13 protein-coding genes are annotated in these 13,901 nt (G+C 73.8%); 7 read left to right on the top strand and 6 right to left on the bottom strand.

The annotated features are described in order from the left end of the window. Positions 1 to 61: 61 nt before the first annotated feature. The 3 genes from MTP10_RS22125 to MTP10_RS22115 all read left to right on the top strand — a co-directional run bounded on the left by MTP10_RS22125 (position 62) and on the right by MTP10_RS22115 (position 5,140). Positions 62 to 2,704 carry a DEAD/DEAH box helicase gene (locus MTP10_RS22125; protein ID WP_310711443.1) on the top strand — a complete coding sequence of 881 codons (2,643 nt, stop codon included), beginning with the start codon at positions 62 to 64 and terminating at the stop codon, positions 2,702 to 2,704. Further along, on the top strand, positions 2,701 to 3,984 hold the full coding sequence (locus MTP10_RS22120; protein ID WP_310711442.1) for an SWIM zinc finger family protein: 1,284 nt from the start codon (positions 2,701 to 2,703) through the stop codon (positions 3,982 to 3,984). The genes MTP10_RS22125 and MTP10_RS22120 overlap by 4 nt, the downstream gene beginning before the upstream one ends. Before the next feature lie 265 nt (positions 3,985 to 4,249). Then, a complete protein-coding gene (locus MTP10_RS22115; RefSeq protein WP_310711440.1) occupies positions 4,250 to 5,140 on the top strand; it encodes a putative protein N(5)-glutamine methyltransferase in 891 nt (296 codons plus the stop codon). 118 nt (positions 5,141 to 5,258) lie between these two features. Here the strand turns inward: MTP10_RS22115 and MTP10_RS22110 are convergent, their stop codons facing one another. The 3 genes from MTP10_RS22110 to MTP10_RS22100 all read right to left on the bottom strand — a co-directional run bounded on the left by MTP10_RS22110 (position 5,259) and on the right by MTP10_RS22100 (position 7,631). Then, positions 5,259 to 5,609: a DUF488 family protein gene (locus tag MTP10_RS22110; protein ID WP_310711439.1), complete on the bottom strand. Its 351-nt coding sequence runs from the start codon at positions 5,607 to 5,609 to the stop codon at positions 5,259 to 5,261. Positions 5,610 to 5,985: 376 nt separating this feature from the next. Then, positions 5,986 to 7,263, bottom strand: coding sequence for a sigma-70 family RNA polymerase sigma factor (locus MTP10_RS22105; RefSeq protein WP_310711438.1), 1,278 nt, complete (start codon positions 7,261 to 7,263; stop codon positions 5,986 to 5,988). Then, positions 7,260 to 7,631: a YciI family protein gene (locus MTP10_RS22100; RefSeq protein ID WP_310711436.1), complete on the bottom strand. Its 372-nt coding sequence runs from the start codon at positions 7,629 to 7,631 to the stop codon at positions 7,260 to 7,262. Before MTP10_RS22100 ends, MTP10_RS22105 begins: the two co-directional genes overlap by 4 nt. A gap of 201 nt (positions 7,632 to 7,832) precedes the next feature. Between MTP10_RS22100 and MTP10_RS22095 the strand changes: the two genes are divergently transcribed. Then, positions 7,833 to 8,258 carry a hypothetical protein gene (locus MTP10_RS22095; protein ID WP_310711435.1) on the top strand — a complete coding sequence of 142 codons (426 nt, stop codon included), beginning with the start codon at positions 7,833 to 7,835 and terminating at the stop codon, positions 8,256 to 8,258. A 34-nt stretch (positions 8,259 to 8,292) separates the two neighbouring features. Here MTP10_RS22095 and MTP10_RS22090 read toward each other — a convergent pair whose 3' ends face one another. Continuing rightward, entirely contained in the window at positions 8,293 to 9,162 is an 870-nt protein-coding gene (locus tag MTP10_RS22090; RefSeq protein WP_310711434.1) for a LysR family transcriptional regulator, read from the bottom strand. An 81-nt stretch (positions 9,163 to 9,243) separates the two neighbouring features. Here MTP10_RS22090 and MTP10_RS22085 point away from each other — a divergent pair, with 81 nt between their 5' ends. Together MTP10_RS22085 and MTP10_RS22080 are read left to right on the top strand one after the other, a co-directional pair. After that, positions 9,244 to 10,437, top strand: a complete 1,194-nt coding sequence (locus MTP10_RS22085) for an MFS transporter (RefSeq protein WP_310711433.1) — start codon at positions 9,244 to 9,246, stop codon at positions 10,435 to 10,437. Between the two features lie 11 nt (positions 10,438 to 10,448). After that, on the top strand, positions 10,449 to 11,267 hold the full coding sequence (locus MTP10_RS22080) for an alpha/beta fold hydrolase (protein ID WP_310711432.1): 819 nt from the start codon (positions 10,449 to 10,451) through the stop codon (positions 11,265 to 11,267). A gap of 22 nt (positions 11,268 to 11,289) precedes the next feature. Here MTP10_RS22080 and MTP10_RS22075 read toward each other — a convergent pair whose 3' ends face one another. Continuing rightward, complete coding sequence (locus tag MTP10_RS22075) at positions 11,290 to 12,153, bottom strand: isocitrate lyase/phosphoenolpyruvate mutase family protein (RefSeq protein WP_310711431.1); 864 nt, start codon at positions 12,151 to 12,153, stop codon at positions 11,290 to 11,292. A gap of 253 nt (positions 12,154 to 12,406) precedes the next feature. Between MTP10_RS22075 and MTP10_RS22070 the strand changes: the two genes are divergently transcribed. Then, positions 12,407 to 12,997: a hypothetical protein gene (locus MTP10_RS22070; protein WP_310711430.1), complete on the top strand. Its 591-nt coding sequence runs from the start codon at positions 12,407 to 12,409 to the stop codon at positions 12,995 to 12,997. A gap of 78 nt (positions 12,998 to 13,075) precedes the next feature. Here MTP10_RS22070 and MTP10_RS22065 read toward each other — a convergent pair whose 3' ends face one another. Beyond that, positions 13,076 to 13,759: a helix-turn-helix domain-containing protein gene (locus MTP10_RS22065; protein ID WP_310711429.1), complete on the bottom strand. Its 684-nt coding sequence runs from the start codon at positions 13,757 to 13,759 to the stop codon at positions 13,076 to 13,078. Positions 13,760 to 13,901: the final 142 nt, after the last annotated feature.

Below are 13,901 nucleotides of genomic sequence, written 5' to 3'. Positions count from 1 at the left end.
GGTGAACGCCCGATCTGGGGTGTGGTAAACCACAACCCCACGTACCGTACACTGTACGGCCGTGAGCTCATCAACGGATCTGGTACGGCGGGCGGTCCTCTTCGAGCCGGGCGATCCGCCCAGGTCCGGCCGGATGGTCTTCCTCGACCCCGGCACGCCGGACAGCGGGGACACCACCAGCCTGCCGGTGAGCGAGGCCGTCGCGGCGCTGGCCCGCGCCCGCCATGACGAGGACGCCCACCCCGCCGCCCGCTTCTGGGGCGCCGCCGCCCTCGTCGCCCTCCAGCTCGTCACCCGCGGCCGCATCCTGCCGGACGTGACGGACGGCGACCACGACGCCTGGCGGGCCGGCCCGTTCGACGCCGCCGACCTGCGCCGGGTACGCGAGCTGGCCGCCGCCATGCCTCCAGGGACATCGCCGCCCGACGCCGAGCGGCACGTGCGGGCCTTCCTCGACGCGGTCGCCGACGCGATGCCGCGCTCCCCCGGCGCCGTGCGCGCCACCGGCACGTCCGCTTACGCCGCCGTCAAGCCGGTCAAGGTGCCGCAGCTGCGCGCGTGGGCCGGCGAGGTGTCGGCCACCCTGGACTCCGGCGTACGCGTGTCGCTGCGCCTGGAGGCCGGCGACCTGGTCGTGGAGGAGTTCCGCGCCGTCGTCCAGGTCCACGCGCAGGCCGACCCGTCACTCGTGGTCGACGCCGGCGACCTGTGGCGCGGCCACGACCCAGGGCTCGGCGCGCGGGCCCGCATCGACGTCACCGTGGCCCTGCGCCGCGCCTCCCGCGCCTGGCCGGCGCTGGCCCGGCTGCTCGACAGCGCCGTACCCGACGAGCTGGTCCTGTCCGACGGCGAGGTGGAGGAGTTGCTGGCCGGCGCCGCCGAGCGGCTGGCCGCCGCGGGCGTGGAGGTGCACTGGCCCCGCCATCTGGTGCGCGGCCTGACCGCCCGCGCCGTCGTCGGCGATCACGACAAGCCCTCCGACCTGCCCTCCTTCTTCAGTGGGCAGCACCTGACCGGGTTCGACTGGCGGCTCGCCCTGGGCGGCGAGCGGCTGAGCGCCGCCGAGATGGACGCCCTCGCCGAGGCCCACCGCCCTGTCGTACGGCTGCGCGACCAGTGGGTGCTCGTCGACCCCGACGTGGCGCGCAAGGCACGCCAGCGCGATCTCAAGCCCCTGACCGGGCTGGAGGCGCTCGGCGCCGCGCTGACCGGCGCCGTCGAGATCGACGGCGAGCAGGTGGAGATCGAGGCGAGCGCCTGGCTCGCCGAGCTGCGCGCCCGGCTGGCCGAGCCGCTCGACGTCGCCGCCCCCGACGGGCTGGCCGCCACGCTGCGCGACTACCAGCTCCACGGGCTTCGCTGGCTGGCCCGCATGACCTCCCTCGGGCTCGGTGGCTGCCTGGCCGACGACATGGGCCTCGGCAAGACCATCACCCTCATCGCCCTGCACCTGCACCGCGCGGCCCAGGGAGACGGCCCCACCTTGGTGGTCTGCCCCGCCTCGCTGCTCGGCAACTGGGAGCGCGAGATCACCCGCTTCGCCCCCGGTGTCCCCGTGCGCCGCTACCACGGCGCCGCTCGCGACCTGCCCGAGAAGGGTTTCGCGCTCACCACGTACGGCACCATGCGCGTGGACGTCGACCGCCTGGCCACCCACCCGTGGGGACTGCTGGTGGCCGACGAGGCCCAGCACGTCAAGAACCCCGCCTCCAGCACCGCCAAGGCCCTGCGCGAGATCCCCGCCGCCGCCCGCGTCGCGCTCACCGGCACCCCCGTCGAGAACAACCTGTCGGAGCTGTGGGCCATCCTCGACTGGACCACGCCGGGCCTGCTGGGCCCGCTGGCCCGGTTCCGGGCGCGCTGGGCCAGGCCCGTCGAGTCCGGCGACGCCGAGGCCGCAGGGCGGCTGTCGCGGCTGGTCGGCCCGTTCCTGCTGCGCCGCCGCAAGAGCGACCCCGGCATCGCGCCCGAGCTGCCCGCCAAGACCGAGACCGACCGCCCGGTCGCGCTCACCACCGAGCAGGCCGCCCTGTACGAGGCGGCCGTGCGCGAGATCATGGCCCAGATCGGCCAGGCCCACGGCATGGCCCGGCGCGGCCTCATCGTCAAGCTGCTCACCGGGCTCAAGCAGATCTGCAACCACCCCGCCCAGTACCTCCACGAGGCCGCGCCCCGCCTGCCCGGCCGCTCCGGCAAGCTGGAGCTGCTGGACGAGCTGGTCGACACCATCCTCGCCGAGGACGGCGCCGTCCTCGTGTTCACCCAGTACGTCGCCATGGCCCGGCTGTTGGAGCGGCACCTGACCGGCCGGGGCGTCACCACCCAGCTCCTGCACGGCGGCACCCCCGTCGCCCGGCGCGAGGAGATGGTCCAGCGCTTCCAGGACGGCCACGCACCCGTCTTCCTGCTGTCGCTCAAGGCCGCCGGCACCGGCCTGAACCTCACCCGTGCCGACCACGTCATCCACTACGACCGCTGGTGGAACCCCGCCGTGGAGGACCAGGCCACCGACCGCGCGCACCGCATCGGCCAGACCCGGCCCGTCCAGGTCCACCGGCTCATCGCCGAGGGCACCATCGAGGACCGCATCGCCCAGATGCTCGCCGCCAAACGATCCCTGGCCGAGGCCGTGCTGGCCTCCGGCGAGGCCGCCTTCACCGAACTGACCGACGCCGAACTCGCCGCGCTGGTGGAGCTGAGATGAACGCCGTCAGAGGATTTCCCGCCTTCCCCCTCCAGCGGGCCGGCGCCCGCTTCGCCACCACCTGGTGGGGCCGCTCCTGGATCAAGGCCCTGGAGGACACCTCCCTGGACCAGACGCTGCTGCGCAAGGGCCGCGCCTACGCCAAGACCGGCCAGGTAGGGCCCATCACGGTCAGCCCAGGCCGGCTGGCGGCGCTCACCGAGGGCGAGTACGACACCGTCGTGCGCGTCGAACGGCTCACCGCCGCGCAGTGGGACCGCTTCCTCGACCAGGTCACCGCCAAGGCCGGCCACATCGCCGCCCTGCTCGACGGCGACATGCCGCACGAGCTGGTGGAGGCGGCCGAGGACGCGGCCGTGCCGCTGCTGCCGGCCGTGGGCGACCTCGAACCCGAGTGCTCGTGCCCCGACTGGGGCCACCCGTGCCCGCACGCGGCGGCGCTGTGCTACCAGGCGTCCTGGCTGCTGGACGGCGACCCGTTCGTGCTGCTGCTCCTGCGGGGACGCGGCCGCGAGGACCTGATGCGTGCGCTCCAGCACCACACCCGGCCGGCGGGAAGGCCGCCGGCCGCCCCGCCGGACGACGGCCACACCCTCCACGCCCCCCGGACCCCCGAGACAGCGGAGACCGCCGAGCCTTCCGAGGTCGCCGGCAGGGACGGCCGGGGGTGGGGAGGCGCGCACGGTGACGGGGCGGCCGGACATGGGCCGGAGGGCGGTGTGTGCACGGCGCAGGGGTTCGCGGAGGGGTTCGCGGCCGGAGCGGCGCCGCTGCCCGAGCCGCCGTCCCTCGACGTGACCTTCACGCCGCTCGGGCTGGAGCCCGCCCCGGGCGTGGACGTGGCCGCGCTGGAGGTGCTGGCCGCCTCGGCCGCCTCCCGGGCACGGGACGTGCTCACCGCCGCGGCGCTCGGCGCGGAGCCGCCCGTGCTGAGCGAGTACCAGGACCGGGTACGGCTCGCCGCCGAGCACGACCTCGACCTCGGGCTGGACGCCCCGGTGGCGGCCTGGCGGCACGCCGGGGCCGACGGGCTCGACGCGCTGGAGTCGGCCTGGACGCCGCCCCGCCACGAGCTGGCCAGAGCGTGGGCCCTCCTGGAGGCCGCCTGGGAGGGCGAGGAGCCGCCCCGCGCGGAGCTGTCCCGCAACCGGTGGACCATCGGCGGCGACCGGCAGCTCCGTTACGGCCGCGACGGCCGCTGGTACCCGTTCACCCGCCGGGACGGACAGTGGTGGCCGTCAGGCCCGCCCGAGCGCGACCCCGCGGCCCTGCTGACCTGACCCCTCACCGACGCGAGACGCCGACGGACCACGGGCCGGCGGCGTCGCGCGCCCGTCGCCGATCACGGCGCGGATGCCCGGATCTTTGCGGGCCTGTGACGGACTCCTGTAGGGTTGCCGTCTCCAGCTGCGGACCCCAGCAGCTGACGACCGAGGAGGTGAGACCCATTTCGCCATATCAGGCCGGGTGCTCTCGCCTCACGGTCGTGCCGGTGGCCCGGCACGGCTGACCGGAGAGCGCCCACGGCATTCCGGAAGGCGCTTCATGTCGGTTTCACCCTCACTTCTCACCCACTCCGCCATCACGGCCCAGCTCAGAGCCGCCGGCTGCGTCTTCGCCGAGGACGAGGCGGACCTGCTCATCTCCACCGCCCGCAGCTCGGCCGCCCTCGCCGCCATGGTGGACCGCCGGGTGGCGGGCCTGCCGCTCGAGCACGTGCTGGGCTGGGCGGAGTTCTGCGGGCTGCGCGTGGCCGTGGACCCCGGGGTCTTCGTGCCACGCCGCCGCAGCGAGTTCCTGGCCGCCCAGGCGATCACCCTGACCCGCCGGGCGCTCGCCCGCACCAGCCGGCCGGTGGTCGTGGACCTGTGCTGCGGCTCGGGCGCGCTCGCCGCCGCCCTGTCCTCCACCCTCTCCGCGACAGAACAGACAGAGCAGACAGGCTCGATCGGGCCGACAGGATCCGCCGCGACACCGCCCGTCCAGGTGCATGCCGTCGACATCGACCCGGCCGCGGTCCGCTGCGCGCGGCGCAACCTCGCGCCCTCCGGCGGTCACGTCCACCAGGGCGACCTGTACGAGCCGCTGCCCGACCGGCTGCGTGGCCGGATCGACGTGCTGGTGGCCAGCCCGCCGTACGTGCCCACCGGCGAGATCGGGCTGCTGCCCAGCGAGGCGCGCGACCACGAGCCTCCGGTGGCGTTGGACGGCGGCGCGGACGGCCTCGACATCGTCCGCCGCGTCATCGCTGCGGCGCCCGGCTGGCTGGCGCCCGGCGGCCACCTGCTGGTGGAGACGAGCGCGCGGCAGGCCGCCGACACCGCCAAGGCCATGGCCCGCGCCGGCCTGGCCGCCCGCGTCACGGGCTCCGACGAGCTGTACGCGACGGCCGTCATTGGCACCAGGCCAGCACCGGGGCCCGGCCCGGTCCGCTGACCCGCTGGCGGAGCCGGGCCGGGACAACCGCGGCCGCTCGGCCGCGACGCCGGCCCGGTGGCCAAGGCGGCAAGCTGGGTGGCCAAGGCGGCCAGCTGGGTGGACACCGGGCGGGCGTTCACCGCAGGAGCTCGGCCAGCACCGCCGCGTGGCTGATGTCGGCGCGCACGGTCGCGGTGAGCAGCGTCAGCGGGCCGCTCCGCGTGAGCCGGCGCAGGTGCTCCAGCGCCTCCGCCCGCCCCGGCTCCTCCAGCTCGGCGCGGTAGCGCCGGACGAACTCGGTGTACCGCTCGGGGTCGTGGCCGTACCATCGGCGCAGCTCCGTGGACGGCGCGACCTCCTTGCACCATGCGTCCAGCCCCGCCGACGCCTTGGACAGCCCTCGCGGCCAGACGCGGTCCACCAGCACCCTCGCCCCGTCGTCGCCCGACGCCTCCTCGTACACCCGCCGCACCCGCACCCCGGCCATCGCTCCCCCTCGCTCGCCGTCCCCCTGCGGTAGGGAGTGCCCAGCCGCGGGCCACCGCTCCCACGTATGCGCACGGCGGACCGGGGCGGCCGGTCCGAGGTCTACGATTCCGTCGCCGGGAAAGGGCGCGCGAGGAGCCCGACAACGGGCTCTTCGGCGGGTGCTGGTGCGTCGGGTTCCGTCCGGAGCGCGACCAGAGGGGGACGTCGACAGGTCCACGGCAAAGGCCCCGGCGGCGAATGCCGGCCGGGGCCTCTGTCGTGACGTGTGCGAACCGGTGTGCGTGTCGCCTCTCGGCGAAAGGCACAACGCGGCTCCAGCCGAACGGTAGTCCGCGAAGGCAATAGGTGAGGCCCGGGGACACTGGGCACACCGGTCACGACTCATGTAACCACAACCGTCCGCCGGATGTTCCCCGGGCGGCCTCAGCTCGGGCCAGCAGGTACCGGCGCTCGACCTGGTTGCCGGTCATGGCGGCCGCCTCGCGGTACAGCGCCGCCGCGCCGGCCGTGTCGCCGGTCATCTGGAGCAGGTGGGCGCGCACCGTGCGTTCTCGCCGCCGTGTCAGGGGCTCCTGATCGAGCCCGTGCTGCCGGTTGAGGTCGTCGAGCAGGGCCAGCCCCCGGACCGGCCCGTACGCCCGGGCCACCGCCACCACCCGGCTCAGCCGCACCGGCGCGGTCGGGGTGAGCCGTTCGAGCCACAGGTACAGTGCGGCGATCTGCTGCCAATCGGTCCGCTCCGGCGCGGCGGCCGCGGCGTGCACGGCCGCGATCGCCGCCTGCAACTGGTACGGGCCCACCTCGCGCCGGCTCCAGACACTGTCGATCAGCGTGGTGCCCTCGCGGATCAGGGCGGGATCCCAGCGGGTCCGGTCCTGCTCGTCCAGCGGCACCAGCTCCTTGTCACCGCGGGTACGGGCGGCGCACCGGGATTCGGTGAGCAGCATCAGCGCGAGCAGACCGGTCACCTCGGCGTCGCCGGGAAGGGAATCGCGGAGCATGCGGGCCAGCCGGATCGCCTCGCGGGTCAGGTCGACACGAGCGAGCTCGTCGCCGGAGGAAGCCGTGTAGCCCTCGTTGAAGATCAGGTAGAGCACCTGCGTCACGGCGGCCATCCGGCTGTCCCGGTCGGCGTCGGCCGGTGGGGTGAAGCGGGTGCCGGCGCGGGCGAGGTGCTGTTTGGCGCGGCTGATGCGCGTGCCCATGGTGCTTTCCGTCGTCCCGTAGGCGTGCGCGATCTCGGCGGTCGTCAGACCGCCCACCGCGCGCAGCGTGAGCGCCACCTGGGAGGCGGTGCTCAGTGCGGGGTGACAGCACAGCAGCAGCAGGGCGAGGCTGTCGTCGGTCTCCTGCGGGCGGTACGCCTGGCGCGCCGGTTCCCGCATGGCCAGCTCGGCCATTCCGGCCTCCTGCTCGCGCCGGCGCCGGGCCTGGTCGGAGCGGAGCAGGTCGACCATCCGCCGGTAGCCGATCCGGATCAGCCAGCCGCGCGGGTCCTGCGGCACGCCGCCGGCCGGCCACGCGCGGCTCGCGGCGAGCAGCGCCTCCTGCACCGCGTCCTCGGCGACGTCGAACCGGCCGAAGCGCCGGACCAGCGCGCCGAGCACCTGCGGCGCCTCGGTGCGCAGCAGGTGCTCGACATCCGGGCTCATGCCGTGAAGTCCTCGCCCATGATCGGCCGGATCTCGATCGGCTCACCCAGCACCTCGACGATCCGCGAGACGATCTCGACGGCTCGCTCCTGGCTCACCACGTCGATCACCGCGAAGCTGGCCAGGACCTCCTTGAGCTCGGCGAACGGCCCGTCGGTCGCCAGCACGCCGCCGGGGGTCCTGCGGACCGTGGTGCTGAGCGCGGGGTGGCCGAGGCCCTCGCTGGTGACGAACTCGCCGGTCTCGACCAGTTCGCGCTCGAACTTCTGGTAGGCGGCGAACGCGGCCAGCGCCTCCTCGGAGGGAGTGCCGGCGGTCGCGGCGTCCCAGGCGGCGGCCGGGGTGTGGCTGAGCAGCAGGTACTTCATGGTGCGTCCTCTGGTCGTTCGTGCTCGGACAACCGTATGCCCGGTCACGCGGAGCGGCGCGGCGACGGTGCCATGCCGCTACCTCGTGGCCGGAGCCGGGATCTCGACATGACTCACGTGTGATCCATGCCACACCTGTCGCACGTCGGGACCGTGGCGCCCGCTCCGAGGTACCGGCAAGCACTCACCAAGGAGGACGAGATGATGGAGACCTACGAGCCGAGCGCCGAGCTGAAGGCCCTGGACCGCCTGGTCGGCAGCTGGGCGGTGACCGGCGGCGCCGAGGGCACCGTGCGTTACGAGTGGATGCCCGGCCGGTTCTTCCTGCTCCAGCACGTCGAGCTCACCCAGTTCGGCCAGCCGGTCACCGGCCTGGAGGTGATCGGCAACCTGCGCCCCTTCGGCGAGCCGGCGGGCGCCGACGTGGTGTCGCGCTTCTACGACTCCACCGGCAACACCCTCGACTACGTCTACGAGCTGAGCGGCGACAAACTGACCATCTGGGGCGGCGCGAAGGGCAGCCCGGCCTACTATGAGGGCGTCTTCAGCGCCGACGGCGCCACGGTCGACGGCGCATGGGTCTACCCCGGCGGCGGCGGATACCCGTCCACCATGACCCGGATCTGACACCGCCTCGCCACCCTTGCCCTGAAGGGCCCCGTCACGTCGCCCGCGTCAGGTGCTCCACGAAGCGGGCGACGGCGGCCGTCGGGTGTGGCGGCGGGTTCCACACCAGGCCGATGGGGCGGTGCTGCGCCGGCACCAGTGGCCGGTAGACCGGGTCGTCCACCTCGGGCGTGGCCGGCAGCGGCAGGATGCCCACCCCCAGCCCGGCGGCGATCAGGCCGCGTACCGTGGCGATCTCCTCGCTCTCGAACGCGATGACCGGCTCGAACCCCGCCTCCCGGCACAGCCCGTCGATGACCCGGCGTAGGTCCGTGGTCGGGGCGAAGGCGATGAACGGCTCGGCCCGTACGTCGCCCAGGGTGATGGCCGGGACGGCGGCCAACGGGTGGTCGGCGGGCAGCGCGATGCACAGGCGCTGCTCGCGCAGCCGGTGCCAGCGCGCCCCGCTCCCGGGCGGCGGCGGGGTGACCAGCGCGGCGTCGATGTCGCCGGCGTGCAGCCAGGCCAGCAGCTCGCGGGCGAAGCCCTGGCGCAACTCGAAGCGGATGCCCGGCGTGACGGCGCGGTAGTCGCGCAGCACCTCCGGCACCAGCCATCGCCCCACCGAGTGCAGGAACCCCAGGCGGATCAGCCCCGTGTCGGGGTTGGCCAGGGCGTCCACCCGGCGGCGGGCGTCGTCCAGCTCGGCCACCGCGCGGGCGGCGTGCTCGCGCAGCAGCGCGCCGAAGCGGTTGACGGCCAGCCGCCGCCCGCGCCGGTGGAACAGCTCCACCCCCAGGTCGGCCTCCAGCCGGGCCAGGGCCCGCGACAGCGTCGACTGGTTGACGCGCTCCAGGGCCGCGGTGTCGCGCATGTTCTCTGTGTCACACAACGACAGGAACCAGCGCAGCGTCTGCACGTCCATCCTGCGATGATGCGCGTTCAGCATCAGCTACGTCAAACGCTGCATTTTGCGCATCACGGCTGCCGGGGCACGCTCGAAGTCGTGTCCTCCTCACTCGGGGCGGAGGAGCGCGTCCACCGGCGGATCAGGTACGGGCTGATGTGCGGCGGTCTGGCGAACTTCCTGGCCCTCTACTACGTCCAGCCGTTGCTGCCCGGCGTCGCGCGCCACTTCGGCGTGAGCGCCTCCCAGTCCACTGCGGTGCTGTCCCTGGCCACGATCACGATGGCGGTCGCGCTGCTGTTCGTCGGCCCGATCTCCGACATGGTCGGCCGGGTGGGGATCATGCGGCTGTCGCTGGCGGGCTCCGGCGTGCTGGGCGTGGCCACGGCGTTCGCGCCCACCTGGCACAGCCTGCTCGTGCTGCGCGGCCTGCAGGGCGTCGCCCTGGCCGGGCTGCCCGCCGTGGCGCTGGCCTACCTGCGCGAGGAGACACCGCCCGGCTCCCACGTGCGTGCCAACGCCACCTACATCATGGGCACCGCCCTCGGCGGGGCGGCCGGCCGCCTGCTGCCCGGGCCGCTGTTCGAGCTGGGAGGCTGGCGGGGAGCCGGCGCCGCCGTCGGCGTCATCACGCTCGTGTGCGGTGCCGGCCTGTGGGCGCTGGTGCCGCCCTCGCGCCACTTCCACCGCTCCAGCCCCCGGCTGAGCGGCCTGCTGGCCAACACCGGCCGCACTCTCAAGGACCCGACCCTGGTCGTGCTGTGTCTGGTGGGCGCGGCGACCATGGGCGCGTTCGTCGGCCTGTGCAACGCGCTGGCCTTCCGCCTGGAGGCGGCGCCGTACCTGCTGGGAGGCGCCGCCGCGCTGGCCTTCCTCGCCTACCCTGTGGGGATACCGGCTCCGCTGGCGGCCGGCCGGTTCGCGTTGCGGCGCGGACGCGGCCCGGCCGCCCTGCACGGCGTCGCCCTGCTGGGGGCCGGTGTGCTGCTGACCCGCATGAGCGCGCTGCCTGCCATCGTCGCCGGGCTGGGCGTCCTGACGTTCGCCTTCCTGGGCACGCACTCGCTGGTCAGCGGCTGGGTCTCCGACCGGGCGCAGCGGGTCGGCGTCGGCGTCGGGCAGGCCGCCGGGCTGTACCTGCTCGCCTACTACGCCGGCAGCTCGGTGTTCGGCGCGCTGGCCGCCTACCAGTGGCAGACCGCCGGCTGGTCCGGCGTGATCACCGGCGCCATCGTCCTGACCGCCGCGGCCGGGCTGCTCGTCGTCCTGGCCCGCCGCTTCGACACCCCGTGAGGTCCCCGCTCATGAGCACGACGTCCCCACTCGCCCGCACCACCGGCATCGCCACCGGTCCCGACGGCGTCGGCCTGGCCTACCAGGTCGGCGGCCGGGGCGAGCCCCTGGTCCTGCTGTCCGGTCAGGCCAACAGCCACCACTGGTGGGACGGCGTCCGCGCCGGCTTCGAGCAGTCCCATCGCACGATCACGCTCGACTACCGGGGCACCGGCGCCAGCGGCAAGCCCGACGAGCCCTACAGCACCCGCGCACTCGCCGCCGACGTGGTCGCCGTGCTCGACGACCTCGGCGTCGAGCGGGCCCACGTCTACGGGACGTCCATGGGCGGGCGGGTCGCCCAGTGGCTGGCCGCCGACCACCCCGGGCGGGTCGCCTCGCTCGTGCTCGGCTGCACCTCGCCGGGCGGCGAGCACGGAGTCGAACGCGACAACACGGTACGCCGGGCGCTCGCCCAGCCGGACCGGGCAGCGGCCGGCCGGGCCCTGGCCGAGCTCATGTACACGCCACGCTGGCTGGAGACCCATCCCGGCCCGTACCACACCACCGGCGACCCCGGCATGCCCGCGCATGCCCGCCGGCGGCACCTGGCCGCCAGCAACGGCCACGACGCGTGGGACGTCCTGCCCGGCATCACCGCTCCCACGCTGGTGCTGCACGGCACCGACGACCTGCTCACCCCGGCCGACAACGCGCCGCTGCTGGCCGGACGCATCCCGGGCGCGCGGATGATCCTCATCGCCGGCGCCCGGCACGCCTACTTCGAGGAGTTCCAGGACTACGCCACACCGGTCGTGCTGGACTTCCTGGCGGGCCGCATGCACGCCTGACGCCCCGCCCAGCGGGCTCCGGTCAGCGGCGGGCCAGCAGCTCGTTCAGGCCGTCGGCCTCGCCGCCCGAGGCGGTGCCGTCGTACGTGCCGGCCGTCAGCAGCTCCCCGGCGGCGCGGGCGGCCAGCGCGTAGGCGGCCTGGGCGATGGCGGCGCCCAGGCTGACCCGCACGGCTCCGGCCGCGGCCAGCTCGGCCACCGGCGGAGCTCCGGCCCACACCATGACCGCCACCGGCAGCGGCCCGGCGGCCAGCTCGGCGATCGCCTCCGGGTTCGTCAGCCCGGGCACGAACAGGCTGTCCGCGCCGGCCTCGGCGTAGACGGCCGCCCGTCGCAGGGCCTCCCGTACCCCCTCGCGGACCGGCGCGCCGGTCAGGAAGACGTCGGTGCGGGCGTTGATCCACACGGGTACGCCCAGCCGGTCGGCGGCGGCGCGGGCCGCGGCCAGCCGCCCGGCCTGCTCCTCCGGCTCGAACAGGGGCGTGTCCGCACGGCCGGAGCGGTCCTCCAGGTTCACGCCCACCGCCCCGGCCCGCACGACCGCGGCCACGGTCGCGGCGACGTCGTCGGGCGCGGGCCCGTACCCGGCCTCCACGTCGGCCGAGACGGGGACGGAGACGGCGCCGGCGATGCCCCGCACGACCGCCGCCACGCGGCCGGCGCCCAGGTCGGCGGCGTCCGGAACACCCAGCGACCAGGCCACCCCCGCGCTGGTCGTGGCGATGGCCCTGGCCCCGGCCCGGGCGATCACGGCCGCCGAGGCGACGTCCCAGGCGTTGGGCAGCAGCAGCGGGTCACCGCGCCGGTGAAGGGCGGCGAACTCCGCCGCCAGCCGCGCCTGCCGGTCGCGGTCGAAGGGCTCTTCGGCGGTGTCACGTTCAGTCATGGGACCGACCGTACGGACCTTCCGCCCCCGCACGCTGGCCATTTTCGGACATGTGCGGATCGCCGGGGGCGACGCCTCAGTCACCCTCGATCCGCCCCAGCGGCTCAGGCGTTCGCGCCAGGGCGGAGCGCGCCGCGGGGAGCACTGCGAAGGTAGGGACGCCCTGAAGATCCAGCCGATGAGATAACGTCCTCGCGTGAGTCTCCATCTGGTCGACCCTCCCGAGGGACTTACGCGTCGAGCTCGACACTTCGTGAGCGCGCACGCCTTGCGGGCTGCCCCTCTCGACGTTGACCAGTACCGGAAGCGTTGGCTCGGACTGGGCATTCCGGCTACGGAGATCGACCGAGCGGCCGCCTACTCAAGGCGCTGGGGCGGGCTCGTGCTTCCCCCCGCTCCGCACTATGACGGCGGTCCGAAAATCTTGAACCCTGACACTCCTGAAGGGTCGCCGGACGAAGGATGGTGGTTCGAAGCAGGAGCGGAGCGTACCGCCGTTCCCTACACCTTCATGATCGGACCTCATAGCGAGTTCGGCGTCTACGGCGACCGATGGACGCCTCTGCACTCGACTATCGAAGGGTGGGTGGAGTCTGTGGCGTTGGCGCATCATGCGTCCTCCTGGGCGAAGACGATCACCAAGCTCACGGGCCAGGACGTCGATACCCTCCAACTGGATGCCTTGGAGGGTGTCCCCGAGGTCGCTGGGCTGGCGGACACCTGGTGGCGCGGCGCCGACTCACTCGTGGCCATCTACACAGGAGAGGCAGAGTGCATGACCGCACCGCAATGCCGAACGGCCTTCATCTACTCAGGCTTGGACACCTGGGGCCTGCACGGCTGACGAGGCCCCTGATGCCGCCAGTCTTCCAGCCCTGGTCATCTCAAGCTTGACTCTGGACACAGATTCACCTAAATCCGATCACGGCGGGAGGTCGCGCCAGCGTTCGGCCGAGGTCAGAACGTCCAGGCTGATCCGCTCCAGGAACGCACCGCCCCTGGCCAGGCGGCGTCCCATGGGCGTGTCGAGTCCGAGCGTCTGCCCCGCCTCCTTCGCGATCTGCGCCGCCGCGAGCGTCTGCCGCGAGCTGATCACCGTCGAGTGGTACCAGGCGTCGTCGTCGACCACGTAGATGTCGCGCCGCCGCCGCGGATCACGCTCGCGCCTGATCAGCCCCTGCTGCGTCAGGTAGCCCACGGCCGTGGAGATCGAGGCGGGACTGACTCTCAGCCCGCGCGACAGCTCGGCCGCGGTGAGCCTGCCGTCCTCGCTCAGCCACAGGCCGATGAGCACGCGCGCCATCATCTTCGGCAGGCCCATCCCGATCGCCATCTCGACGGCTCCCTCTTCCACCTCGAAGACCTTGCGGTCCTGGGGTTCGGCCTCGGGTGAACGTGCCGGGGCGCCGCGCCGCGCCCGCCGCACTGTCGCCTGGTGCGCCCGCTCGGGGCGGTAGTCGCCGGGGCCGCCGTTGCGGCCGACCTCACGGCTGATCGTCGAGGTCGGCCGGTCCAGCCGCCTGGCGATCTCGGCGTAGGAGCGGCCTTCGGCGAGGCCGGTCGCGATGCGCCGGCGGTCCTGCTGGGTCAACCTTCCTTCTGGCATGACACCACTATTGCGTTCAACGCCACACAATGCAATGTTTCATTGCATTCAGCTTCACGGTCAACGTATCAATATACCGCCTTTGAACTGCGCTTATATGCAGCGATTGATTGACATATTTTCTGAACGCAACGTAGCTTTC

It is taken from the genome of Nonomuraea sp. 3-1Str (assembly GCF_031570565.1).
In the GTDB taxonomy this organism is placed as follows: domain Bacteria; phylum Actinomycetota; class Actinomycetes; order Streptosporangiales; family Streptosporangiaceae; genus Nonomuraea.
Note: the sequence above shows the minus strand (reverse complement) of the source record. Positions and strands in the feature narration are given on the sequence as shown.